At 63.6% G+C, this 25250-nt stretch carries 22 protein-coding genes; 8 read left to right on the top strand and 14 right to left on the bottom strand.

Annotated elements, in window-relative coordinates; genetic code table 11:
- Positions 1–17 precede the first annotated feature (17 nt).
- The 6 genes from Q9451_RS11460 to Q9451_RS11435 form a co-directional block, all read right to left on the bottom strand.
- A complete protein-coding gene (locus tag Q9451_RS11460; protein WP_012273358.1) occupies positions 18–1460 on the bottom strand; it encodes a PLP-dependent aminotransferase family protein in 1443 nt (480 codons plus the stop codon).
- Positions 1461–1633: 173 nt separating this feature from the next.
- A complete protein-coding gene (locus tag Q9451_RS11455) occupies positions 1634–2446 on the bottom strand; it encodes an OmpA family protein (RefSeq protein WP_012273359.1) in 813 nt (270 codons plus the stop codon).
- Complete coding sequence (locus tag Q9451_RS11450; RefSeq protein WP_012273360.1) at positions 2443–2796, bottom strand: DUF4398 domain-containing protein; 354 nt, start codon at positions 2794–2796, stop codon at positions 2443–2445. Before Q9451_RS11450 ends, Q9451_RS11455 begins: the two co-directional genes overlap by 4 nt.
- A gap of 9 nt (positions 2797–2805) precedes the next feature.
- The gene (locus Q9451_RS11445; RefSeq protein WP_012273361.1) at positions 2806–3627 is read right to left on the bottom strand and encodes a transporter substrate-binding domain-containing protein; all 822 of its coding nucleotides are present in this window, start codon (positions 3625–3627) and stop codon (positions 2806–2808) included.
- Between the two features lie 76 nt (positions 3628–3703).
- Positions 3704–4633: an FAD-binding protein gene (locus Q9451_RS11440; RefSeq protein WP_012273362.1), complete on the bottom strand. Its 930-nt coding sequence runs from the start codon at positions 4631–4633 to the stop codon at positions 3704–3706.
- A complete protein-coding gene (locus tag Q9451_RS11435; protein ID WP_012273363.1) occupies positions 4634–5383 on the bottom strand; it encodes an electron transfer flavoprotein subunit beta/FixA family protein in 750 nt (249 codons plus the stop codon).
- 550 nt (positions 5384–5933) lie between these two features.
- Here Q9451_RS11435 and Q9451_RS11430 point away from each other — a divergent pair.
- The gene (locus Q9451_RS11430; protein WP_012273364.1) at positions 5934–7598 is read left to right on the top strand and encodes an electron transfer flavoprotein-ubiquinone oxidoreductase; all 1665 of its coding nucleotides are present in this window, start codon (positions 5934–5936) and stop codon (positions 7596–7598) included.
- A 69-nt stretch (positions 7599–7667) separates the two neighbouring features.
- Here Q9451_RS11430 and Q9451_RS11425 read toward each other — a convergent pair whose 3' ends face one another.
- The 5 genes from Q9451_RS11425 to Q9451_RS11405 all read right to left on the bottom strand — a co-directional run bounded on the left by Q9451_RS11425 (position 7668) and on the right by Q9451_RS11405 (position 10986).
- Positions 7668–8069: a type II TA system antitoxin MqsA family protein gene (locus Q9451_RS11425; RefSeq protein WP_012273365.1), complete on the bottom strand. Its 402-nt coding sequence runs from the start codon at positions 8067–8069 to the stop codon at positions 7668–7670.
- Between the two features lie 2 nt (positions 8070–8071).
- Positions 8072–8368, bottom strand: a complete 297-nt coding sequence (locus Q9451_RS11420; RefSeq protein WP_012273366.1) for a type II toxin-antitoxin system MqsR family toxin — start codon at positions 8366–8368, stop codon at positions 8072–8074.
- 94 nt (positions 8369–8462) lie between these two features.
- Positions 8463–9788 (bottom strand): MFS transporter, encoded by a 1326-nt coding sequence (locus Q9451_RS11415; protein WP_012273367.1) that lies wholly within the window; start codon positions 9786–9788, stop codon positions 8463–8465.
- A gap of 72 nt (positions 9789–9860) precedes the next feature.
- Positions 9861–10340 (bottom strand): response regulator, encoded by a 480-nt coding sequence (locus tag Q9451_RS11410; RefSeq protein ID WP_012273368.1) that lies wholly within the window; start codon positions 10338–10340, stop codon positions 9861–9863.
- A 169-nt stretch (positions 10341–10509) separates the two neighbouring features.
- On the bottom strand, positions 10510–10986 hold the full coding sequence (locus Q9451_RS11405) for a sigma-70 family RNA polymerase sigma factor (RefSeq protein WP_012273369.1): 477 nt from the start codon (positions 10984–10986) through the stop codon (positions 10510–10512).
- Between the two features lie 237 nt (positions 10987–11223).
- On the opposite strand from Q9451_RS11405, the gene Q9451_RS11400 reads away from it, so the two are divergent.
- From Q9451_RS11400 to Q9451_RS11390, 3 genes are read left to right on the top strand one after another with little or no spacing between them, the layout of a single operon-like run.
- Positions 11224–12396, top strand: coding sequence for an efflux RND transporter periplasmic adaptor subunit (locus Q9451_RS11400; RefSeq protein WP_041166759.1), 1173 nt, complete (start codon positions 11224–11226; stop codon positions 12394–12396).
- Positions 12397–14361, top strand: coding sequence for a MacB family efflux pump subunit (locus tag Q9451_RS11395; protein ID WP_012273371.1), 1965 nt, complete (start codon positions 12397–12399; stop codon positions 14359–14361).
- A gap of 3 nt (positions 14362–14364) precedes the next feature.
- Positions 14365–15780: an efflux transporter outer membrane subunit gene (locus Q9451_RS11390; RefSeq protein ID WP_012273372.1), complete on the top strand. Its 1416-nt coding sequence runs from the start codon at positions 14365–14367 to the stop codon at positions 15778–15780.
- An 83-nt stretch (positions 15781–15863) separates the two neighbouring features.
- On the opposite strand, the gene Q9451_RS11385 is transcribed toward Q9451_RS11390, so the two are convergent.
- Positions 15864–17486, bottom strand: a complete 1623-nt coding sequence (locus Q9451_RS11385) for a hypothetical protein (RefSeq protein ID WP_012273373.1) — start codon at positions 17484–17486, stop codon at positions 15864–15866.
- Positions 17487–17673: 187 nt separating this feature from the next.
- Here Q9451_RS11385 and pvdM point away from each other — a divergent pair, with 187 nt between their 5' ends.
- Both pvdM and Q9451_RS11375 read left to right on the top strand, forming a co-directional pair.
- A complete protein-coding gene (gene pvdM / locus Q9451_RS11380; RefSeq protein WP_012273374.1) occupies positions 17674–19020 on the top strand; it encodes a pyoverdine-tailoring dipeptidase-like protein PvdM in 1347 nt (448 codons plus the stop codon).
- 17 nt (positions 19021–19037) lie between these two features.
- A complete protein-coding gene (locus Q9451_RS11375) occupies positions 19038–20330 on the top strand; it encodes an aminotransferase class V-fold PLP-dependent enzyme (protein ID WP_012273375.1) in 1293 nt (430 codons plus the stop codon).
- A gap of 39 nt (positions 20331–20369) precedes the next feature.
- On the opposite strand, the gene Q9451_RS11370 is transcribed toward Q9451_RS11375, so the two are convergent.
- Entirely contained in the window at positions 20370–21338 is a 969-nt protein-coding gene (locus Q9451_RS11370) for an alpha/beta hydrolase (protein ID WP_012273376.1), read from the bottom strand.
- A gap of 141 nt (positions 21339–21479) precedes the next feature.
- Here Q9451_RS11370 and Q9451_RS11365 point away from each other — a divergent pair, with 141 nt between their 5' ends.
- A complete protein-coding gene (locus tag Q9451_RS11365; RefSeq protein ID WP_012273377.1) occupies positions 21480–22601 on the top strand; it encodes a cupin-like domain-containing protein in 1122 nt (373 codons plus the stop codon).
- Between the two features lie 73 nt (positions 22602–22674).
- Positions 22675–23643, top strand: coding sequence for a siderophore-interacting protein (locus Q9451_RS11360; protein WP_012273378.1), 969 nt, complete (start codon positions 22675–22677; stop codon positions 23641–23643).
- A 40-nt stretch (positions 23644–23683) separates the two neighbouring features.
- On the opposite strand, the gene Q9451_RS11355 is transcribed toward Q9451_RS11360, so the two are convergent.
- A complete protein-coding gene (locus Q9451_RS11355; protein WP_012273379.1) occupies positions 23684–25075 on the bottom strand; it encodes an aspartate aminotransferase family protein in 1392 nt (463 codons plus the stop codon).
- Positions 25076–25250: the final 175 nt, after the last annotated feature.

Genomic DNA, 25250 nt, shown 5'->3' with positions numbered 1-25250 from the left:
AAGACGACTGGCAAGCCTTACAAAAGTGTGAGCGCAGGCTCCCTGCACAACTGCTGTGCCAGCAAACCAAGCGTAATCACAGCGCGCTCGGCCTCTTTGTTCCACGGAATGCCGCAATTGAGGCGGATACAGTGGTTGAACTGCTCTGTGTTACTGAATATTAACCCCGGCGCAATGCTGATACCTTGCTCCAGCGCGCGCACATGCAGCTCCTGGGTATTGACCCGCCCCGGCAGGCTCACCCAGAGAATGAAGCCACCCGTCGGCCGGGTCATCTGGGTGCCCTCAGGGAAGTGCTGTTGCACCGCCAACTGATAGGCACTGAGGTTCTTGCGATACTCCTGGCGTATGTAGCGCAGGTGCCGGTCGTAGCCGCCATTTTCCAGGTAGGCTGCCACCCCCATCTGCGTCACGCTGCACGCCGAGTGCGTGGTGAAGGTCTGCAGGCGCTGAATCTCGTCCTGATAACGCCCAGCGATCATCCAGCCCACGCGCACACCGGGGGACAAGGTTTTGGAGAAGCTCGAACAGTAGATCACGCGGTCCAGTCGGTCGAACGCCTTCAGCGCCTTGGTCTTGCCCTGCTCGAACATCAGCTCGCCATAGATATCGTCTTCGATGATCTGGATATCGAAGTCCGAGGCCAGGCGCAGCAATTGCTTTTGCCGTTCTTCCGGGACCGTGCCGCCCAGCGGATTACTCAGGCGCGCCGTCAGTACCAGGGCCTTGATCGACCACTGATTGGCCGCCAGTTGCAAGGCCTCGAGGCTGATGCCAGTGGACGGATCGCTGGGGATTTCGATCACTTTCAGGCCCAGCAGGTCAGCCAACTGCAGCAAGCCGTAATAGGTAGGCGATTCGGCGGCGATCAGGTCTCCCGGGCGGGTCAGCACCCGCAGCGACATCTGCAGGGCATCGACACACCCATGGGTCACGATCACTTCACGCGGGTCGACCAGCACGCCGGCATCGCGCATGCGAATGGCGATCTGCCGGCGCAGCGGCTCGAAACCAGGGCTGAACATGTAGCTGAAGGCGCGAGGGCTATGGAAGCGCGTCACCTTGGCAATTTGCTGATGCAGGGCGCGCACGGGCAAGTAGTCGACATGCGGTACGGCGGCGCCGAACGGGAACACACCATCGCGGCGCGCCTCGGTCAGCACCTGCTGAATGATGCTGGCGCGCGTGACCAGGCCGGGGCGCTCCACCCGGGCAATGTCCGGGGTTTGCGCGGTCAAGGCCGGGGTCTGATGCACATAGTAGCCAGACTGCGGTCGCGCGCGGATAAGCCCCTGATCCTCGAGGTTGGCATAGGCCTGCAGCACCGTGGCATGGCTGACATTGAGCTGGGCGCTCATCTTGCGCACGGAGGGCACCCGCTCGCCTGGCTGGTAGACACCGCGACGGATGTCATCGGCCAGTTGCTGGGCGATACGCTGGTACAGCAGCAGGTTGGTCATGGCGACAGGCTCGTTGTTCTTGTACGGGGCACTGACGGTAGAGGATACCGTAACAGTTGCAAAGTGTACTGGGACAGATTGCAACATAGTCGACAATACAACAGCGTGATAGCTAGCGAAACGATCAGGCCGACAAAAAGCGGGGCCGCAATGCGACCCCTTTTTGGCAAGACTCAGCGCGCTGGCGCGAGCTTGCCCTTGTCGTCAGAAAACACGATCTCGACTCGGCGGTTCTGCGCCCTGCCCCGCTCCGAAGCATTGGCCTCGATCGGGTACTGGTCGCCATAGCCCTCCACCTGCAGGCGCTTCTCGTCGATGCCCAGGTCCACCAGCATGTCGGCCACCGATTGCGCCCGGTCGCGCGACAGCTTCAGGTTGTCCTCGGCAAGGCCAGTGCTGTCGGTATAGCCCTCGATACGCACCACGCGGCGCGGGTTGAGTTGCAGGAACTGCACCAGCTTGAGCACAGTTCGGCTGGCTGAGTTCTTCAGGTCGGCACTGCCGGTATCGAACAGCACGTCACCCAGGGTCATCACCAAGCCACGGTCGGTCTGCTCCGACGCCAACGCGGCAATCTGCGACTCGACCCACTTGCCCTGCTGCTGCACGCTGGCCAGCTTGGCCTCGCGCAAAGCCAGCTGCAGGCGCTGGCGCTCCAGGTCGAGCTTGGCCTGGCGCTCCTGGTTCAACGCCAGCTTGGCGTGCTCGCTGGCAATTTCGCTGTAGCGCTGGCTGAGATAAGCGTAATGGCGCACATCGGAACCGGTGCCGATGTAGCTGGACAAGCGCTCGGCGCGCGCCAGCGACTCGCCGGCACGGATCACGTCGCGCGGCGCACTGCGCAGCACATCGGAATCATCCTTGACCTTCTGGAAGGCAGCGCCGGCCTCATCCAGCGCGGCACTACTGCGCTGACTGGCGCAACCCTGCAAACCTGCCGCCAGCACCAGCATCGCCAGCGCAGCCAAAGGCGTACGACGCATCATGGCTGCACCTCCAGTTGCTTGCGCAGGCGCTTGACCCGCGACTGCAGCAGTTGCAGTTGCTCTTCGCTCTTCTGGTTCAGCACCTGGGCTTCGGCCAGGCGCGCATCCAGCTCGGCCTGCTCGGCGCGCATGCGCGCATCGCGGTAGTCTTCTGTAAGCATGTTGGCCTTGGCACGGGCCAGCTTGTCTTCAGCCAGTTTCAGCGTTTCGACCTGCTCGGTGGCGCCAACGGCTTTGGCCTGTTCCAGTGCCTGTTCGGAAATGCGCATCTGCTCGTCAGGGGCCGGATCATTGGCGCAGCCAGCCAGGCCGAGCACGGCCAGGGCAAGGATTAGTGGTTGGGTTCTCACGCAATCTTCCTAGTGTTTGGGGGCGTCCGCCGGCACCTGCAACTGCGCTTTCCAGCGCTCGACATTACGTTGCAGCACAGCCTCGGACGCACCGGAGATCGGCAATTCTGTCAGTTTTTTTGCCAATTGCCCACGCAACCAGCTGTCATTGCACGCCGAGTTGTGCGAGATCGCCAGGTAAAGCCCGGGCCGATCCACCGGCAGGCCGCGGGCGATCAGGTCATTGTTCATACCCAGGCTCTGGACCATGGCCATGCCCGAATAACGGCCAGCCAGCACATAATCCACCTGGCCGAGTACCAGTTTCTGGAACGCCTGGGTCAGGTTCTGTGCCGGCACCAGCTTGAGTTGGGCCTTGGCGAATACCGTGAAGGCGGGGGTCAAGCGCGCACGCTCGGACAAACTGCCCTGATACCTGGCCAGGTCGGCAGGGCCATCGAAGGTCAGCTGCGCGTCATGACGGGTCCACACCAGGTACTCATTGAGCTGCAATGGTGGATGGATGTAGTCCAGCGCAGTCAGTTGCTCCACCTGCATGGGGGTGTCGAGCAGCAGGTCCATGCGCCCGCTGCGCACCTCTTCCAGCGCCTGCTCACGGCGACCGGCATTCAACACCTCGACCTTCACGCCGAGTTCGCCAGCCACCTGGCGTAGCAGGTCGACGTTGGCACCTATCAAGTGTTTCGGGTCTTTCGGGTCTTGCCACGAATAGGGTGGCGCATCGGGGCTGCCGGTTGCCACCAGGCGCTCGCACTTGCCTGCAGCCATGGCCAGTGGCGACACCAACACCGCCAAGCATGCCAGCACCCTGCCCGTTCCGCGCAACGTCATCCCTCACTCCTTCAACCCATAAAAAAACCCGACCCTCAAAGCGAGGGCCGGGTTCTTTATAAGTGAAGCAGGCGGATCAGACCAGCTTTTCCAGCTCTGGAACCGCTTCGAACAGGTCGGCAACCAGGCCGTAGTCAGCCACCTGGAAGATCGGCGCTTCTTCGTCCTTGTTGATCGCAACGATCACTTTGGAGTCCTTCATGCCGGCCAGGTGCTGGATCGCACCCGAGATACCGACAGCGATGTACAACTGAGGCGCAACGATCTTGCCGGTCTGGCCGACCTGCATGTCGTTCGGTACGAAGCCTGCGTCGACCGCGGCGCGCGAGGCACCGACAGCAGCGCCGAGCTTGTCGGCCAGGCTGTACAGGTGCTTGAAGTTGTCACCGTTGCCCATGCCACGGCCGCCGGAAACGACGATTTTGGCAGCGGTCAGCTCTGGGCGGTCGGACTTGGCCAGCTCTTCACCCACGAAGGCCGAAATGCCAGCGTTGTGCGCAGCGCCAACAGCCTCGACGGCAGCCGAACCACCTTCGGCGGCCACGGGGTCGAAGCCGGTGGTACGTACGGTGATGACCTTGATGGCCGCGCTCGACTGCACGATGGCAATGGCGTTACCGGCATAGATCGGGCGCTTGAAGGTGTCGGCGGACTCGACCGAGATGATCTCGGAGATCTGGTCCACGTCCAGCAGCGCGGCAACGCGTGGCAGGATGTTCTTGCCATTGGTGGTGGCCGGAGCCAGCACGTGGCTGTAACCCTTGGCCAGCTCGACGATCAGCGGCGCGACGTTTTCCGGCAGCACGTGGGCGTAGGCGGCATTGTCTGCAACCAGCACCTTGGCCACACCCGCGATCTTGGCAGCGGATTCGGCAACACCACCGACGTTTGTGCCAGCGACCAGCACGTGCACATCACCACCGATCTTGGCGGCTGCGGCAACAGTGTTCAGGGTGGACGGGGCTACGGCACCGTTCTCGTATTCAGCGACAACCAGGATAGTCATTTAGATTACCTTCGCTTCGTTCTTCAGCTTCTCGACCAGTTCGGCCACCGATTTAACCTTGATGCCAGCGCTGCGAGCAGCCGGGGCTTCAACCTTCACGGTCTTGTTGGTGGAGGCGAGGGATACGCCCAGCGCGTCTGGAGTAACGGTTTCCAGCGGCTTTTTCTTGGCCTTCATGATGTTCGGCAGCGACGCGTAGCGTGGCTCGTTCAGGCGCAGGTCGGTGGTGACGATCGCTGGCAGGTTCAGCGCAACGGTCTGCAGGCCGCCATCGATTTCACGGGTGACGTTCAGTTTGTCGCCAGCCAGTTCGACCTTGGAGGCGAAGGTACCCTGAGCGTAGCCGGTCAGCGCGGCCAGCATCTGGCCGGTCTGGTTGTTGTCGCTGTCGATGGCCTGTTTGCCAAGGATCACCAGCTGCGGCTGCTCTTTGTCGACAACGGCTTTCAGGGCCTTGGCCACGGCCAGGGAGTTCAGCTCATCAGCGGCCTCGACCAGGATGGCACGGTCGGCACCCAGGGCCAGGGCGGTACGCAGTTGCTCCTGGGCAGTGGTCGGGCCGACGGAAACGACGACGATCTCGGTCGCAACGCCTTTTTCCTTCAGGCGCACGGCTTCTTCCACGGCGATTTCGCAGAAGGGGTTCATGGACATCTTGACGTTAGCAAGGTCGACGCCGGAGTTGTCCGCTTTGACGCGAACCTTGACGTTGTAGTCGACCACTCGTTTGACAGCTACAAGAACCTTCATGGATTCCTCGTTACTCTCCGGTGAATAGATAGTCGCCTGGGGCTGAGCCCGGCGATGCGCGTGGGTACAAGGGCACCTCTAAAGACGTGTCGGGAGGCAGTAACTTCACCGTGACCGAACAGTCTTGTTCGGACCATTGCGACAAATACTCACGGGTCATTTTCTGTCGTGGCGTGTAAACTCCACTACAAACCGGCCTAAGCCCGCAAAACCCTGCTCCACACCTGGTCTTTAGAGGTGTACCTGCGCCCGGCTGCAAGCCTACGGCGAACGTAAAACCGCTCGTATCTTGACCGCAACACCCAATCCGGTCAATACGGCAAATCGGTCACCCTCCAGCCGCGTACCTGTGATTTTACTGGCCTGCGGCAAATTCAAACAAACGTTTGTATTGGACCCGCCAAGTGGTGTAGATATAATGCGCGGCCAAGACAAAACGGTGTAGTCCGTCATTTGCGCAGCTACAGTTTCGCTCCCGTGATGAGCCACTGCGCGCAAGCACCCATAAGACCAAGCAACAGCACGAGCCTTGATGAGTAGGAGAGAACCAGTGGAACGCGAATACATGGAATTCGACGTGGTCATCGTCGGCGCCGGCCCGGCAGGCCTGTCCGCCGCCTGCCGCCTGAAGCAGAAGGCCGCCGAAGCCGGTAGCGAGATCAGCGTCTGCGTGGTGGAAAAAGGCTCTGAAGTCGGCGCCCACATCCTCTCCGGCGCGGTGTTCGAACCGCGCGCCCTGAACGAACTGTTCCCCGACTGGAAGGAACTCGGCGCGCCACTGAACACCGAGGTCAAGCGCGACGACATCTATGTGCTCAAGGATGCCGGCAGCGCGACCAAAGTGCCCGACCTGTTCGTGCCCAAGACCATGCACAACCATGGCAACTACATCATATCGCTGGGTAACCTGTGCCGCTGGCTGGCCCAGCAGGCCGAGAACCTGGGCGTTGAAGTCTACCCAGGCTTCGCCGCCCAGGAAGCACTGTTCGATGAAAACGGCGTGGTGCGCGGTATCGTCACCGGTGACATGGGTGTGGACCGTGAAGGCCACCCGAAAGACGGTATGTATACCCCGGGAATGGAGCTGCGTGGCAAATACACCCTGTTTGCCGAAGGTTGCCGTGGCCATATCGGCAAGCAACTGATCAAGCGCTTCAACCTGGACAACGAGTCCGATGTGCAGCACTACGGCATCGGCCTGAAGGAAATCTGGGAAATCGACCCGGCCAAGCACGAACAGGGCCTGGTTGTGCACACCGCCGGCTGGCCGCTGGATGTGGTGGCCAAGGACAACACCGGTGGCTCGTTCCTCTATCACCTGGAGAACAACCAGGTGGTAGTCGGTTTGATCGTCGACCTGTCCTACGCCAACCCGTACCTGTCGCCATTCGACGAATTCCAGCGCCTGAAGCACCACCCGGTGATCAGCCAGTACCTCGAAGGTGGCAAGCGCATCAGCTACGGTGCTCGCGCCCTGGCCAAGGGCGGCATCAACTCGCTGCCGAAAATGGTCTTCAACGGTGGCGCACTTATCGGTTGCGACCTAGGCACCATGAACGTGGCCAAGATCAAAGGCAGCCACACCGCGATGAAGTCCGGCATGCTTGCCGCCGAAGCGGTAGCAGACGCCCTGATTGCCGGCAGCGAAGGCGGTGACCAGTTGAACAGCTACGTCAGTGCCTTCAAGGCCAGCTGGCTGTACGAAGAACTGTTCGCCAGTCGCAACTTCGGCCCGGCTATGCACAAGTTCGGCCCGCTTCTGGGGGCCGCGTTCAACTATGTCGACCAGAACTGGTTCGGCGGCAAGCTGCCGTTCACCCTGCACGACACCAAGCCGGACTACGCCTGCCTCAAGCTGGCCGCCGACTCGAAAAAAATCGACTACCCGAAACCGGACGGCAAGCTCAGCTTCGACAAACTCAGCTCGGTATTCCTTTCCAGCACCAACCACGAAGAGGAACAACCCTGCCACCTGAAGCTGACCGACCCAAGCATTCCGATCGCCAGCAACCTGCCGCTGTACGACGAGCCGGCCCAACGCTACTGCCCGGCTGGCGTGTACGAAGTGGTCACCCAGGAAGACGGCAACAAGCGCTTCCAGATCAACGCGCAGAACTGCGTGCACTGCAAGACCTGCGACATCAAGGACCCGGCCCAGAACATCACCTGGGTCACCCCTGAAGGCGCCGGCGGGCCGAACTACCCGAATATGTAAGGGCCCTGCCCTTGCGCTGACAAAAAGCCCCGCTCTCTCGAACCGGGGGCTTTTTGTTGCCCGCCAACATCAGGCTGTACGTACTTCCTCGAAAAGCTCTGGGTGGCGATCCAGCAGTTTCAGCAGTTTCACCAGCGCCACGGGTGGCGTGGTCTTGCCGTTTTCATATCGAGAGAACGCATTGACCCCTCCACCGAAGATTTCCCCCGCTTCACGCTGGTCCAGATCAAACTTCTTGCGCACGGAAACAATAAAATCAGGGTCGACATCCTTAGCATTGACTTGGCGGCTGAAAGCAGACATCAGATCGCTGACGCGCATAGCCTCATCGTAGCCAAGTACTGCCTCACCACAGGCAGAGCAGTAATCGCCCGCGACACCAGGGATCACTGTCGATACCCCCTTGTAGCGGTAGGGCATGTCCTGAGTGTCTGGCGCGAGCTCCGCACCGCCGCAAATTGGGCATCTCATGTTTACAACTCCTTGAAAGACACGATGAGAACGTCATCAACCACAGACAGCTTCAGGTACACGTAGCCTTTCGCCGTAAACGGCCTGTAGACATCTTGCCAAACGCGATGATTGACATAACAAGACATGCTTTTGTAGAAGTCCCTGCGCTCCAGGCCCGCGATAACCTGAAGCATGTCCGCAAACTCCATCCCTAACGCCTGAGCGCCTCGTAATGAGGCCGTTGTAGGGTTGACGCGGCCAGCGCTCAGCAATGCCCTGATCCGCTCCAGCGGACAATGAGGCGTTCTCTTTTCCATGAGAAATTAACCTTCCAGGTTAAATTTGGCTAATAGGTTATTCCAATAACCCCCGCCCAGAAGGATGCCTCAATGCCCCATGGCCGCTATCGGCTCATTTGTCACCACACATGATTGGCATCGGCTCCGCCGCAAACGCCAAGGGCTCACGGCGCCCGAAATACAAGGCCGTCAGCAGCCCCACCGCGCCCATGACCAGACAAAACCCGACACACACCCACGGGCTCCACGGCATCAGCGCAATCAGTGCCAGCGGCGTGGTGCTGGCCCAAAGCGCATAGGCCACGTTGTAGGTGAAGGAAATGCCCGACACACGGATCTCGGCCGGGAACAGTCCGACCATCACCGACGGCACCACCCCGACTACACCACAGCTCAACCCCGCCAGCGCATAGGCCAGCCAGGTCATGCCCCACTGCCCCACCAGGCTGGCGTACAGCGCGCCGATACCCAGCGGCAACAGCAGGCTGTAGAGCATCAGCGCACGCCAGGCGCCCACACGGTCGACCAGCAGCCCAGCCAGCACGCAGCCGATGTTGAGGAAGACGATGCCCACACTGCTCAAGGCAAAGGTGTGCCCGGCACTCATGCCGAAACGCTGCTGCATCACCGTCGGCGTGATCACTACCAGCACCACAACCGCCGAGGTCAGCACACAGGTCAGCAGCGCGGCCGGGATCAACGCCTGGCGGTGCTCGCTCAGCACCCGCCGCAGCGGGAACTTCACCGGCTGCTCCTGACGCGCGCGCAGGGCAAGGAACACCGGCGTTTCGCTGAGCCAGCGGCGCAGCCATACGCCGATCACGCCAAATACCCCACCCAGCAGGAACGGGTAACGCCAGGCGTAATCGAGGATTTCCTGCGGGGTGAACAGCTGCGCCAGCAGGGTCGCGGTCAGCGCCCCCAACAGGTAGCCGAAGGTCAGCCCGGCCTGCAGGAAGCCAAGGGCATAGCCGCGCCGCCCGGCGGGTGCATGCTCGGCGACGAAGGTCCAGGCACTCGGCACCTCGCCCCCCACCGCCGCGCCCTGCAGAATACGCAGGGCCAGCAGGATCAGCGGCGCGGCATAACCGATGTCGGCGTAGGTGGGCATCACCCCGATCAGCAGGCACGGCAGGGCCATCATCAGGATACTCAGGCTGAAGACCCGCTTGCGCCCCAGATGATCGGCAAAGTGTGCCATCAGGATGCCGCCCAGCGGCCGCGCCAGGTAGCCGGTGACGAAGATGCCAAAGCTTTGCAACAGCCGCAGCCATTCGGGCATCTCGGGCGGGAAAAACAGCTGGCTGAGGGTCAGCGCGAAGAACACGAAAATGATGAAGTCGTAGATTTCCAGCGCGCCGCCCAGCGCCGCCAGGCCCAGGGTCCGATGGTCGCCGCGGCTGAACCGGGGCGGGCGAGCGGTATCGATGGCAGTCATGGCAGGTTCCGCAAATCGGCAAAGGGCAAGAGCATAACAAATAGCCGCCCTGTTGCCCCGACCGCGATGCCGCTAGCGGTTGAACACCGTCTGCGCGAAGTTGGCCCTCGGCCGTGGCCGCAGGGTGTTTGCCTGCAGGGTGCCCGGTAGCGGCAACTTGCCGACCAGCAGCGGTGCGTCGATGATCGCCATGAACGACTCCAGCGCCTCGTTATCGGGCACCTGTGGCAGGCTCAGGCTCACAGCCTGGCGCTCGGTCTGCGGCACCGCAGGCACTTTCAACTGGCTGGAGTGGTAAAGCAGGGCGTGCTGGATCTGAGTACTGACGCGGCAGAAACGTGCCAGGTCAACCCCGGCATGGCTGGCCAACTCGATGTTGCCCAGCAGCAGGTGAAAGGGCTGCAAGGCGCACTGCACCAGCCGCTGCAGCTCCTCGAAGCTGTCCACGGGGGCGATTCGGTAGTAGCCCAGGCCATTGAGCAGCCGCTCCAGCTGCAAGCGCTGACAGGGGTGCGCGTCGGCGATGAGAATGCGCAGGGTCTTGTTTGCCATGATCGGACCTGGGCAGTGGGGTAATGGGTGCATTCCATGACCAAACTGCGCCAATTACGGCTACTGACAGGGCCACGCCCGGCAGCGGTCTTAACTGAATAGAAGTCGGGAAAGCCGCATAAATCAAGTGATTGACTGACGGAATTTTCATTTTCCTTTAACCCGGCAATCACGATTCCCACTCTCGCATGCGCAGCCGGCAGTGCTTCATGGCATTGACGATGTGCTTTTCCACCAGGCTACGGGATATGCCCAGGTGCTCGGCAATCTGCTGGTGCGACAGGCCTTCGAGCTTGCGCAGCAGAAAGCAGTCGCGGCAGATCTTGCTCAGTTCATCCAGCGCGCGCTGCATCAGCGCCAGGCGCTGGTCCAGCTGCATGTCGTGGGCCGGCGCCGGGCTGTGCCAACGTTCGTCGCTGTCCAGCACCTCCAGCGGCTCGGCCTGGCGCACCAGGTGGCGCCGGTGGCGGTCGACCACCAGGTTGAGCGCGGTGCGGTAGAGAAAGGCGCGTGGGTGCTCGATGCGCTCGGCGTCAGTGCGCTCCAGCACCCGCAGGTAAGCATCGTGTGCCACGTCCTCGGCGGCCTGGCGACTGCCCAGGCGCGCGGAGAGGAAACCCACCAGTTCGCGATAGTAATGTTCCACGACGTTACCTGAGAGGTCCTGCCAGCTTTTGCCAGAAAGCCCTTTCAGGCAGCAACGCGGGACCGAGTGATGTCAACGTGCGATCTTACAAATTATAATTATTCTCAGCAACAAGGGCTGCAAGACGCACGTTCACTCACCCTCGCTAAATCCCCCTCTAGCGCTTTCGTCTATCTGGCACCCGGTATGCGCCTGACCCTGGCTACGCATACCCACACCCCTTGGCTGGATGTCTGCATGAGACCTTTAACCAACACCCGTCGCCGTGTGCTGCTCACTGGCCTGGGCCTGCTCGGCCTCGGCAGCCTGCTGGCCTGGAAGGCGCTGCCCTATGGCGCGCAGCCGCTGAGCACCGTCGCCGTAACCCGCGCCGACATCGAAAGCAGCGTGACCGCGCTGGGCACCTTGCAACCGCGACGTTACGTGGACGTTGGCGCCCAGGCCTCCGGGCAGATCCACAAGCTGCACGTTGAAGTCGGCGACAGTGTGCGCAAAGGCCAGTTGCTGGTCGAGATCGACCCTTCCACCCAGCAGGCGCGGCTGGATGCCGGGCGCTTCTCGATCGACAACCTCAAGGCCCAGCTGGCCGAACAACGCGCGCAGTACCTGTTGGCCCAGCAGCAGCTCAAGCGCCAGCGCGACCTGGCCGCCGCCGGCGCCACCCGAGACGAAGACGTGCAAACCGCCGCCGCGCAGTTGAAAGTCACCCAGGCGCGCATCGACATGTTCCTGGCGCAGATCCGCCAGGCCCAGGCCAGCCTGCGCAGCGACGAAGCCGAGTTAGGCTACACGCGCATCTACGCGCCCATGGACGGCACGGTGGTGGCAGTGGATGCCCGCGAGGGGCAAACCCTCAACGCCCAGCAGCAAACCCCATTGATCCTGCGCATCGCCAAGCTTTCGCCAATGACCGTGTGGGCCCAGGTGTCAGAGGCCGACATCGGCAAGGTCAAACCGGGCATGACCGCCTATTTCACCACCCTGGCCGGCGGCAAACGCCGCTGGACCAGCACCGTGCGGCAAGTGCTGCCAATCCCGCCCAAGCCCCTGGAGCAGGCCAGCCAGGGCGGCGGCAGCCCGGCCAGCGTCAGCAATGGCAGCGCCGGCAGCCAGGTGGTGCAGTACAGCGTGCTGCTGGATGTCGACAACCCGGACGGCGCGCTGATGGCCGAGATGACCACGCAAGTGTTCTTCGTTGCAGGCACCGCCAGCCAGGTGCTGACCGTGCCGCTGGCCGCGCTGGATGACGGCGACGGCCTGCGCCTGGCGCGTGTGCTGACCGGCGACGGCAAGGTGGAACAGCGCCAGGTGCGCACCGGGCTCAGCGACCGTTTGCGGGTACAGGTGCTGGACGGCCTGAGCGAAGGCGAGCGCCTGGTCATCGGCGCCCCCGCCGTGAGTGGAGGCTGAATGAGCACGCCTCTGATCGAGCTGATCGACATCCGCAAGTCCTACGGCGGTGTCGATACCCCCAAGGTCGACATCCTGCATGGCATCAGCCTCAGCATCCACCCCGGCGAGTTCGTCGCCATCGTCGGCGCCTCCGGCTCGGGCAAGTCGACCTTGATGAACATTCTCGGCTGCCTCGACCGTCCCAGCGCCGGCAGCTACCGTTTCGCCGGCAAGGACGTGGCCGACCTGGACAGCGACGAACTGGCCTGGTTACGCCGCGAAGCGTTTGGCTTCGTGTTCCAGGGTTATCACTTGATCCCGTCGGGCTCGGCCCAGGAAAACGTCGAAATGCCTGCCATCTATGCCGGCATCGACGCCCGCGAGCGCCACGCCCGCGCCAGCGCCCTGCTCGGCCGCCTGGGCCTGGCCAGCCGCACCGGCAACCGCCCGCACCAATTGTCCGGCGGCCAGCAGCAACGGGTGTCGATTGCCCGTGCGCTAATGAACGGCGGCCATATCATCCTCGCCGACGAACCCACCGGCGCACTGGACAGCCACAGCGGCACCGAGGTGATGGCCTTGCTCGACGAGCTGGCCAGCCAGGGCCACGTGATCATCCTGATTACCCATGACCGCGAAGTGGCGGCGCGGGCGCAGCGGGTGATCGAAATTCGCGACGGTTTGATCATCAGTGACTCGGCCAGCGAACAGCCTGCGATCGACAGCGGCCAAGGCCTGCAAGCCGAGCAGTTGCGCCAGCGCCTGGACCGCGGCGCCACCTTGCGCGGGGCGTGGAAAGGCGAATTGCTCGAAGCCCTGCAGGCCGCCTGGCGGGTGATGTGGGTCAACCGCTTCCGCACTGCCCTGACCCTGCTGGGTATCGTCATCGGCGTGGCCTCGGTGGTGGTGATGCTGGCCGTGGGCGAAGGCAGCAAGCGCCAGGTCATGGCGCAGATGGCCGCCTTCGGCTCGAACATCCTCTACCTCAATGGCAAGCCGGCAACGCTGGGTGAGCCCGCCGGCACCATCACGCTCGACGATGTAGCGGCCATCGGCCAACTGCCGCAGGTCAAGCATGTAATGCCAGTGATCGGCGACAAACTGATGGTGCGCCATGGCAACAACAGCCAGAAGTTCTATGTGGGCGGCAACAACACCTTTTTCCCGGAAATCTTCAACTGGCCGGCGGTGCAAGGCAGCTTCTACAGCGAAGCCGACGAGGCCAATGCGGCTGCCGTGGCGGTGATCGGCCAAAAAGTCCGAGAAAAAATGCTCGACCCTGGCCGCGATCCGCTGGGGCAGTACATTCTGATCGGCAATGTGCCGTTCCAGGTGATCGGTATCCTCGCAGGCAAAGGCGCAAGCTCCGGCGACCAGGACAGCGACGGGCGCATCGCCGTGCCCTACTCGGCGGCCGCGATCCGCCTGTTCGGCCAGCGCGACCCGGACTACATCGCCGTCGCCGCCCTCGACTCCACCCGGGTCAACCAGGCCGAAGCCGCCATCGACCAACTGCTGCGCCAACGCCACAACGGCCGCCAGGACTTCGAGCTGACCAACGACGCCGCATTGATCCAGGCCGAAGCGCGCACGCAGAACAGCCTGTCGCTGATGCTGGGCGCGATCGCCGCCATCTCGCTGCTGGTAGGCGGCATCGGTGTGATGAACATCATGCTGATGACCGTACGCGAGCGTACACGCGAAATCGGCATCCGCATGGCCACCGGCGCGCGCCAGCGCGACATCCTGCGCCAGTTCCTCAGCGAGGCGGTGATGCTGTCGATGGTCGGCGGCCTGGCCGGCATCGTTCTGGCCCTGGCCATCGGCGGAGGCCTGATGCTGGCCGACGTAGCAATCGCCTTTGCCCTGCCCGCCATGCTTGGCGCGTTCGCCTGCGCCGTTGTCACCGGCATCGTGTTCGGCTTCATGCCAGCACGCAAGGCCGCCCGCCTCGACCCGGTCAAAGCCCTTACCAGCGAATAACCCATGACATTGCCTAGCCGCATCAGCCTGTTGACGTTGTGCCTGCCCTTGTGTGCAACCCTCGCCGCCTGCAGCACGCCACCCACCCCCTCCAGCGGCATCGTCGCACCACTCGCCTGGCAAGGTGACGCCCCAGCGCCGTCGGCACATCTACCGACGGTACAGTGGTGGCACGCCTTTGCCAGCCGTGAACTGGACCGCCTGGTACAGCATGCCCTGGACAACGCCCACGACCTGGCCGGCGCCACCGCACGGGTGCGCCAGGCCCAGGCCCGCGCGGTCATGGCCGGCGCCCCCTTGCTGCCAGAAGTGCAGTTGGGCCTGAACGGCAGCCGCCAGCGCCTGTTGCATGGCGACGGCAATGACCAGCTTGATGTCAGCCGCAGCGAGCGCACCAGCACTTCGTTCGACGCCCAGCTCAGCGCCAGCTACGAAATCGACTTCTGGGGCGGCCTACGCGCAACCCGCGACAATGCCCTGCGTAGCCTCGACGCCAGCCGCTTCGACCGCCAGACCGTGGAGCTGACGCTGGTCAGCGCGGTCGCCGACAGCTACCTGCAGGGCCTGGCCCTGCAGGAGCAGTTGCGTATCGCCCGCCTCAACCTGCGCAACGCCCAGGACGTGCTGGGCCTGGTCGAGGCACGCCAGCGCAGCGGCTCCGCCACGCGCCTGGAACTGGCCCAGCAGCGCAGCCTGGTGGCCACCCAGCAACGCCAGCTGCCGTTGCTGGAACAGCAGTGGCAAGACAGCCGCGTCACCCTGGCAACCCTGCTTGGCGACCCGGTGCAGTCACTGCCCAACAGCCAGGAAGCGATCGATGCCCTGCAATGGCCAGCCATTGGTAGTGGTGTACCCAGCGAACTGCTCACCCGACGCCCAGACATTGCCGCCGCAGAAGCGCGGTTGGCGGCCGCCAGTGCCAATGTGCAGGTCGCCCGCGCCGCCATGCTGCCCAAGCTGACCTTGGGGGCCAACCTGGGTGCTGGCTCCAATACCTTTGCCCACTTGTTGGACAGCTCCTACTACACCCTCACCAGTGGCCTGGTCGCGCCAATCTTCAACAACGGCCGGCTACGCGCAGCGCGTGAACTGGCCGAGGCTGAACAGGCTGAGTTGCTGGAGACCTATCGCAGCAGCATCCTGGCGGGTTTTGCCGATGTCGAAAAAGCGCTCAATGCAATCCAGGGCGTGGACCGTCAGCGGCAATGGCAGGACGAGGAAGTGCAGCAGGCGCGGTTGGCGTTCGACCTGGCACAGCAGCGCTATGGCGCGGGTGCCGAAACCTTGTTGAGCGTACTGGAGACCCAACGCACGTTGTATGTGGCCCAGGACCAGCAGGCGCGACTGCGTTTGGCCCGGCTGCTGGGCAGTGTGGCGTTGTACAAAGCGTTAGGGGGAGGCTGGCAACTCGAACGTTAGGCCGGGTCGCCTTCTGGGGCTGCTGCGCAGTCCAATCTGTGGGAGCGGCCTTGCGTCGCGATTGGGGCGCAACGCGCCCCCAGTCAGCCCGAACGCTTTGCCACCTTGAGATTACGCGCATACCACGGCCGCTGCGGCACCTTGGGCCGCAGCTTGTCGAACAGGTCTTCATCGCTGTAGATGATGCGCAGCGCCAGCTTCATGGTCTCCGGGTCCATCTCCACGCTACGCCCAGGCCGCAGCCCCGGCACCGTCGAGCAGCCATGGGTGTCCGGCCCCAGCCAAGGGTCCGCCACCTCGACCCAGCGCCCCGGCGCAAACCACGGCACGCCGTTGACTTCAAGGCGCCGCACCTCACCCGGGTGCAACCGCTCATGGGCACGGAACCAGTCCTCGATGCGGTCATCGATCCAGCCGTGAAAATGCCAGAACACCGGGTTCACATGGGAAGAAAACGGGTCCCCGAGGAAGTCGTTGTCCGCCGTGAACCAGCGTTCGGCAAAATCGTCCGGCGTGCGCGCCGTCGGCACCGGCATGCCGTTGGAAGGGTCGCGCGGCACCGATGCCCAGCGCATGTGCAACCAGTCGTGCAGGCCCAGCTCAACCTCCGAGCCGAACTGGCCCAAGGTCAGGGTGCTCAGGTACTGGGGGTCGGTGTAGCGCGATTCCCAGACCTGGAAGTTACCGTGAAAGGTGTCCGGGGTCTTGATATCGCGCACCCACTGGGTGTACTCCTCGTCGCCACTGGCCAGCCAGGTGGGTGGCAGGGCGTTGCCGTCGTGGTTGTCGAAGTACCGGGCAAACCCTGCGCGGTCACGCTCCAGCTCCGGTTGCGGCAATGGGAAGCGCGACCAGGAAGGCAGGTCTTGCAGGGCACGGGCGCTGCCAAGCATGTGCCGGTGCATGAAGAAGAAGTCCTCGCCCGAGCCGTTGCGGTCCTTGTGCCGGCCGCGTGCATCACGCTCGCGGTCACGCGGCCCCGGCTGCCAGCCCAGGCCACGCAAGGCACCTTGCTTGCTCTTGTCCAGCTTGTGCCATTTGTCCCGCGAGGAGTGCCACAACTGATGAAACAGGCGATGCTCCGGGGCGATCAGCCAAGCCAGCAGTTGCGGGTTCAACGGGGTACGTTCGCGCGCTTCGGGGAAAGTGCGCTTAAGGGCCAGGAAGTGGTTGTCCTCAACCGGCAAGGTCAGCGCACGGTCCATGCGCGCGATGCGCCCGTGGAGGGTGGCCGGCCCGGCATTGCCGAAGCGGCCCCAGACTTCATCAAGCACGATATCGCACTCATAGTGCGCCTGGGTTGAAAACAGCCGCCAGCGCAAGGTGCCCGGTTTGTCCGCCAGCAGGTCGCCGACCACCCGGTAGCGCGGCTCCTCGGCCCCGCGCAGGCGTTCGGGGGTGTCCAGGTAACCGCGCAGCGCACGACCACTAGCGGCTACATCCAGAAACAACTCCAGTTCGCCTGCCGGCAGGCCATCCAGCCCCGCATCCTTGCCCTGCAGGGTCCAGCGCCAGATACCGCGCAAGCTGTCGCCCAACTGCTGCAAAGGGGTATCGGCCAGCTCGACCACGGCCTCGCCAGGGGTTTCCGGGAACGCCTCGGCTTCCTCTCGCTGGCGCTGCACATACAGTGCCCCCAGCGCACCCGGCACCACCACACCCGTCAATGCCACGCCGGCGATGAAACCGCGTCGGGAAATCGTCATTGCATACCTGTGCATTCATTGCGGCCATGGAGCACGGCCCGTCCAAGGCTAGAACGTTGCACGGTCGGCGAAATTTAGCGGCGCGCGGCTGCTGGCACTGGCTAAATTTTTGCCTGGCGAGCTCGTTCACTGCAGGTAGCGGCGGCCTCTGTGCCCATCCCTCGACGGTGAACCAACTGAGACCAAGATGACGACTCCACGCTGGAAGAAAGCCCTGTTTATCAGCCTGGCCGCGGCGGTTGCCGCCGGCGCCGGGCTTGCCGCCTGGCAGTATTTCGCCACCCCAGCCGGCTATTCTCGCGAGGTGACCCGCCAGGCCAACGACCTGCAGGAACGCATCCTCTCGTTCGACAGCCATATCACCCTGCCGCTGACCTTCGGCACCGAAGGCAGCGAGGCCGACCAGGATGGCGATGGCCGCTTCGACCTGACCAAGGCCGCACGCGGGCGCTTGTCTGGCGCTGCCCTGACCATCTTTGCCTGGCCTGAATCCTGGACCGGCAATGATGGCCCGCACCGCCCTACTCCAGGCTTCGTCGAGGCCGCCCGGCACACCCAGGAAGTGCGCTACAACGCCATTGCCGCGATGGTCCGCGATTTCCCGCAGCAGGTTGGCATTGCCTATACCCCGCAAGACATGCGGCGCCTGCACGGCGAAGGCAAGTTTGCGGTGTTTCTCAGCATGCTCAACGCCTATGCACTGGGTGACGACATCGACCAGCTCGACCGCTGGGCCGCGCGCGGGGTGCGCATGTTCGGCTTCAGCTACGTGGGCAACAACAGCTGGGCCGACTCTTCGCGCCCGCTGCCGTTCTTCAATGACACCGTCGATGCGCTGGAAGGCTTGTCACAGACCGGCAAGCGCGCCGTGCAACGGCTGAATGACCTGGGCGTGATCATCGACGTGTCACAGATGTCGAGCAAGGCGCTGGCCCAGGTGGCCGCCCTCAGCCGCGCGCCGCTGGTAGCCTCGCACTCGGCGCCACGGGCCATGGTCGACATTAACCGCAACCTCTCCGACAAAGAGCTGCAGTTGATCAAGGACAGCGGCGGGGTGATCCAGTTGGTGGCCTTCTCCACCTACCTCAAGCCGCTGAGCAGCAAGACCCAGGACAAACTCAACGCCCTGCGCGCCCGCTACGACCTTCCGCCGCTGGCCAACCTCAACTACGCGTTGATGCCCGGTGACCCGGTGATCGCCGGTTGGCCCGAGCAGAAAGTCGGGCAGTACGCCAACGAACTGTACGGCATTCTCGACGAAGAACCACCCGCCACGCTCAAGGACTATGGCGATGCCATCGACTACACCGTGCGCAAGGTTGGCATCGACCATGTCGGCCTCAGTTCGGACTTCAACGAAGGTGGCGGCATCGATGGCTGGCAGAACGCGAGTGAAGCACGCAACGTCACCGCCGAGCTGATCAGCCGCGGCTACTCCGAAGCCGATATTGCCAAGCTCTGGGGCGGCAACTTCCTGCGCGTGTGGGAGCAGGTACAGCGCGCCGCGCAGCCTGTTGCCACTTCGTCTCCCTGACATTTTCGAGCACCGTGATGAACGACCGTCGAACCTTCCTCAAGCAGGCTGGCCTGCTGGCAGCCGCACTGCCACTGACCGGCCCCGGCCCGTTGCTGCCCGCCGCCCACGCGACACCTGCCAAACCCGTTTCGACCGATGACTGGTCCGCGTTTCGCGGGCTTTTCGAGCTGGACCCGGCCTACGCCCACTTCGCCAACTTCCTGATCACCTCGCACCCAAGGCCCGTGCGCGAAGCGATCGAGGCCCTGCGCGCCCAGTTCGACCGCCAGCCGGCACGCATGGTGGACTGGGACAGTCAGTCGGAATGGAAGCACGAAGCCGCCGTGCGTGAATGGGCAGCGCGCTATCTTGAAGTCACCCCAAGGCAAATCGCCCTGACCGGCAGCACCACCGAGGGCCTGGGGCTGATCTATGGCGGGCTGAAGATTGCGCCAGGGCAGGAAATTCTCACCACCGTGCACGAGCATTCGGCGGCGCGCCATACCATGGGTTTTCGCACCACGCGCGACGGCACCCCAGTGCGACGCCTGCGCCTGTTCGAAGACCCCGCCAAGGTCAGTACCGACCAGGTACTGACCACGATCTCAGCCGCGATCGGGCCGAAAACCCGGGTATTGGGCATGACCTGGGTGCATTCGGGCAGCGGCGTGAAGCTGCCTGTGGGCGAGATCGGCAAGCTGGTGCGCGAGGTCAATCGCCAGCGCGACGAGAACGACCAGATTATTTATGTGATCGATGGCGTGCACGGTTTTGGTGTCGAAGACGTGCGCTTTGCCGACTTCAACTGCGACTACTTCATTGCCGGCACTCACAAATGGATGTTCGGGCCGCGAGGGACCGGGATTATCTGCGCGGCATCCACCGAACTGAAACAGCTGACGCCGACCATCGCCAGTTTCTCGGAAAATGAAGATTTCGCCACGATAATGACTCCAGGCGGCTACCACGCGTTCGAGCACCGCTGGGCACTGGGCAAGGCGTTCGAGCTGCACCTGCAGCTGGGCAAGGCGGCTGTGCAGGCGCGTATCCATGGGCTCAATGATTTCCTCAAGCAGCGCCTGGAGGCACTGCCGGGGATCGAGCTGGTGACACCGCGCAGCGCCCTCTACTCGGCGGGGTTCAGCTTTTTCCGGGTCAAGGGGCAGGATGCCGACGAGGTGGCCAAGCACCTTAACAGCCAGCGCATTGTGGTGGATGCGGTATCGCGGGATGCGGGACCAGTGGTGCGCACGGCGCCTGGGTTGCTGAACACCGAGGGCGAGATCGAACGGTTGGTGGAGGCATTGAAGAAGCGCGTTCGCGGGTGAGGCCCTGGGGGCCGCTTTGCGGCCCCCGGTAATCTCAAGTCAGAACTGGCCGCCAACCTGCTGCAACCACTCGCCGACATCCCGGTAAATCCCATCCACCTGCCCCACAATCCCCGACATGCGCAAAAAGTCATGGGTCAACCCCTCAACCCGCGCAAAGGTCACCGCCGTGCCCCCTGCCAGCAACCAGTCACGATACGCGATGCCTTCATCATGCAACGGGTCGTACTCGGCCACGAACAGGTAAGCCGGTGCCAGCGGTGTACGCAGCGTCGACAGCAACGGCGATACCCGCCAGTCCAGCCGCTGCTCAGGCTGCGGCGCATAGTGCTGGTAGAACCACTCCAGCGTGGGCGTCTCCAGCAGATAGCCCTCGGCATGCTCGCGGTGCGAAGCCCGTTGGCAGGAAATATCGGTCACCGGGTAGAACAGCAGCTGCCCTAGCGGCTTGAACGCCAGTGCTTCGGGTTGCTCGACCGCCGTGATGGCCAGCACTGCCGCCAGGCTGGCGCCCACGCTGTCCCCCGCCAACACCACCCGGCGGTTATCCAGGCCCAGCGTCGCTGCCTGTTCGGCCAGCCAGTTGGCGACATCTAGCACGTCGTGCAAGGCCACCGGAAACTGCTGTTCCGGTGCCAGCCGGTAATCCGCCGCCAGCACCGCAAATTCGCCCAAGGCCGCCAGGCGGCGGCAAACCGAATCGTGCGAGTCGAGGCTGCCAACCACATAGCCGCCCCCGTGCAGGTAGAAAATCACCGGCTGCAAGGCAGCGCTGGCCTCGCCTTGGCGATACAAGCGCGCACCCAGGCGGGTGCCATCGCGCGCGGTAACCTGCAGTTCGCTGACCGTGACATTGCCCGGCGGGCTCGGGTCGAGCACCTGCGAGCTGCCGGCGAACTCGGCGCGGGCCTGGGCCACGTCCATCGCGTGCATGGGCAGGCTCCTGCCCGTCAGCCGGCCAAACTCGACCAATTCCAGAAATGCCGCCAGATCAGGGTGCAGTGCCATGAGGGTTCCTTGGGTGAACAATGTGACTCGAACATCCCTACGGGACGTAGCAGCGCACCGAAAAATTACCCGCAACACGGCTAAATCGTTGGTGCAGGCGCTCGTTACTCCTGCACAACGAAAGACCGCCAGAGGCACACCGTGGACCTTCAGAGCATCCTCAGCAAACTGTTCGCCAACGCCCATGCCGTCGGCATAGAAGGCGTATTCCAGTTCGTTTTTGGCCAGGACCAGGCCTTCTGGTCGGAGGTGCGCGACAGCAGCCGCACAGGCGCCGGCCGGCACAACGCCCCGGATGTCACCATCGAGGTGGCCGAGCGCGACTTCCTGGGCATCATGGGCGGCACCGCCAACGTCGAGGAACTGTTCGCCAGCGCACGCCTGAAGATCACCGGCAACATGGGCCTGGCCACCCTGCTGCCGCAGATCATCAGTAACGCCCGCCGTGGCGCCACAGCGGCCAAAGTGTCGATGAACCAGCGTTACCCGACCCCGGCCCGCCTCAGCGAGCGGGTGTCGGCCGCGCAGCCAGTACAGCGCGAGGTGGCACGCATTGCCCGCAACGACATGCCACTGTCACGTTTCCAGAGCGAGTACCTGGTGCATGGCACACCGGTGGTCATCAGCGATGCCCTGCAGGACTGGCCACTGTTCACCATGGGCCGCCAGGCATCGCTGGAGCATTTCGCCGAACTGCAGGGCATCACCCGGCACGGTGACTACGTGAAGAAAACCTTCTCCACCGACCGTGACTTCCGCTCTACGTCCATGGCCGAATTCATCGCCTCGCTGGACACCCCGGCCAAACCCGGTGAAACCCCAGCCTACATGGGCAACAACATCGTGCCGGAGAAGCTGCTGACGCTGATCCGCCACCCGCAGTACTTCAGCCGCGACAAATTCATCGCACCGCGCATCTGGATCGGCCCCAAGGGCACCCTGACGCCCCTGCACCGTGACGATGCCGACAACCTGTTCGCCCAGGTCTGGGGGCAGAAGTCGTTCATCCTTGCCGCGCCGCATCACCGCCCTGCCTTGGGCACCTGGTCGACCAGCCCCAAGGGCGGTCTCGATGGCTGTGATTTCAACCCCGATGCACCGGATTACCAGCGCTTCCCGGCGGCGCGCGACGTGCCGTTCCTACGCGTGGTGCTGCAGGCTGGCGACCTGCTGTTCCTGCCCGAGGGCTGGTTCCACCAAGTGGAGTCGGTTTCTACCTCGCTGTCGGTGAACTTCTGGGTGAACTCCGGGCGCGGCTGGTAACTGCAGCGTCGGGGTTAATTTGCGGCGCCAGCGGCTCGTCCCTAGAGGAAACCGCTTGCAAAAGGACCCCCGCATGTCCAGTTCCGCCAGCATCACCCAAGCGCTGCAACAAGGCCTGCGCCGCCTGATCAAAGGCCGCGCACCGGCCACCGGCGCCTACCGTATCTTCGACCTGGTGCTTGCCCGGCGCATCCACCTCAGCCCGTCGCTGACCCGCCTGGTGTTCACCGGCCCGGATGTCGCCCAGATGCACACCCTGGCGCCGGACCAGCGCGTAAAGCTGCTGTTTCCCGCCCCCGACGGCTCATTGCCCAACCTGAGCAACGAGCTGCACTGGAAGGCCGCGCACAGCGCCTTGCCACCCGCCCAACGTCCACCGATGCGCACCTATACCATCCGCGCCCTGCGTTGCGAGGCACTGGAGGTGGATGTCGACTTCGTTCTGCATGGCGTCAACGGCCCCGCCTCGGCCTGGGCCACCCACGCGCAAGTGGGTGACGGCTTGCAGATGGTGGCGCCCAACCTGGCCTACGCAGGCGACCCCGGTGGCTACGAATGGAAACCACCGCAAGGTGTACGCAATGTGCTGCTAGTCGGTGATGAAACGGCGTTGCCAGCGATTGCCGGCATTCTTGAGCAGTTGGCCGACAACCAGCCCGACCTGGCGGTGCAGGCGTTCATCGAGGTACCACTGGAGGCGGATTGCCTGGACCTGCGCCATGGCAACGCCACCGAGCTGCACTGGCTGCCGCGAGAGGTGTTGCAGTGCGAACACGGCCAGGCCATGCAGCATGCCGTGCGTGAACTGGCCAGCCTGCCGCAGGGGCATGCTGCACCGCGAGCGAAGCTGGAAGAAGTGGATATCGATACGCGCATTCTGTGGGAACAGGCAAGCAGCACCCGCAGTGTGTTCCATGCCTGGGTAGCGGGTGAATCGGCGACGGTGATGGATATTCGCCGGTACCTGATCAAAACGCGCGGGCTGCAGCGGGAGTGCCTGACCTTGATGGGGTATTGGCGGGCCGGGCGGACCTTCGATTGACGTGAAAGTGCCGGGGCTGCCGCGCAGCCCCGGCGACTGGTCACACCGATGCGATCAGCGCCTGGGCAAAGCGCTGCGCAACGTCGTCGACCTGCTCGTCGCTGATGATCAACGGCGGCAGGAAGCGCACCACCGCGCCATGGCGCCCACCCAGCTCCAGGATCAACCCTCGCTTCAGGCATTCACGCTGTACCTTCGCCGCCAGCTCGCGGTTGGCCACTGGGTAACCCAAGGCATCCAGCTTGCCCTGCGGGTCCACCAGCTCTACCCCGAGCATCAACCCGCGCCCGCGCACATCACCCAACTGCGGATACTCCCGCTGCAGCTGCAACAGGTGCTGACGCAAGCGCAGCCCCATGGCCTCGGCATGCTCGGCCAAGCGGTGCTCGACCAGGTAGTTGATCACCGCAGAACCCGCTGCCATGGCCATCTGGTTGCCACGGAAGGTGCCGGCATGCGCACCTGGCTTCCAGGTGTCCAGCCAGTCGCGGTACACCACCACCGCCAGCGGCAGGCTGCCGCCAATGGCCTTGGACAAGGTGACCACGTCCGGCACGATGCCGGCATGCTCGAAGGCGAACATACGCCCGGTACGGGCGAAGCCGCTCTGGATTTCATCAATGATCAGCGCTACGCCGGCCTGCTCGGTAATCCGGCGCACCCCCTTTAGCCACTCGATATCCGCTGGAATAACCCCGCCCTCGCCCTGTACCACCTCAAGGATCACCGCCGCCGGCAGAGGCACGCCGCTTTCCGGGTCGAGCAGCAGGTTTTCCAGGTAATGCAGGTTGGCCTTGACCCCGGCTTCGCCTCCCAGGCCGAACGGGCAGCGGTAGTCGTAGGGGTAAGGCATGAACTGCACGCCGTTACCGAGCAAGGCGCCCAGCGGCTGTTTCGGCCCGTGGCTGCCCATCAGCGCCAGCGCCCCTTGGCTCATGCCATGGTAGGCGCCATGGAACGCCAGCACCGTGCTGCGGCCAGTGGCCGTGCGCACCAGCTTGAGCGCCGCCTCCACCGCATCGGTGCCGGTCGGGCCGCAGAATTGCACCTTGGCCTCTCGGCGCAGCGCCTCGGGCAGGATGGCGAACAGGTCCTGGACAAAACGGTCCTTGACCGGCGTGGTCAGGTCCAGGGTGTGCAGGGGTAGCTCATCGGCCAGTACCCGCTGGATCGCCTCGACCACCACCGGGTGGTTATGGCCCAGCGCCAGCGTGCCGGCGCCGGCCAGGCAGTCGATGAACTGGCGGCCTTCGACATCTTCCACATAAATACCGCGGGCACGCTTGAGCGCCAGCGGAATGCGCCGCGGATAGCTGCGGGCATTGGATTCCTGTTGCTGCTGGCGTTGCAGCAAGGGCGAATCGGTGAATTCGTACAAGGACTGCGGCACGCTGGCCGGCGGAACCTGGGCAAGGCTGGAAGCGGTGGACATAGGTGAATCCTCGCAAGCAAGCGAATGAGCGGTTATCGCTTGGGAAACGCTTGAGTGCTGGGAGGATTTAGCGGTTGTTACTGAATTTTACTCTGCCTGTGCCGGCCCTTTCGCGGGTAAACCCGCTCCCACAGGGATCCCACTCCCCTTGAACCTGTGCAACACCTGTGGGAGC

The organism is Pseudomonas sp. NY8896 (genome assembly GCF_039634505.1).
This window is presented reverse-complemented; position numbering and strand designations above follow the sequence as displayed.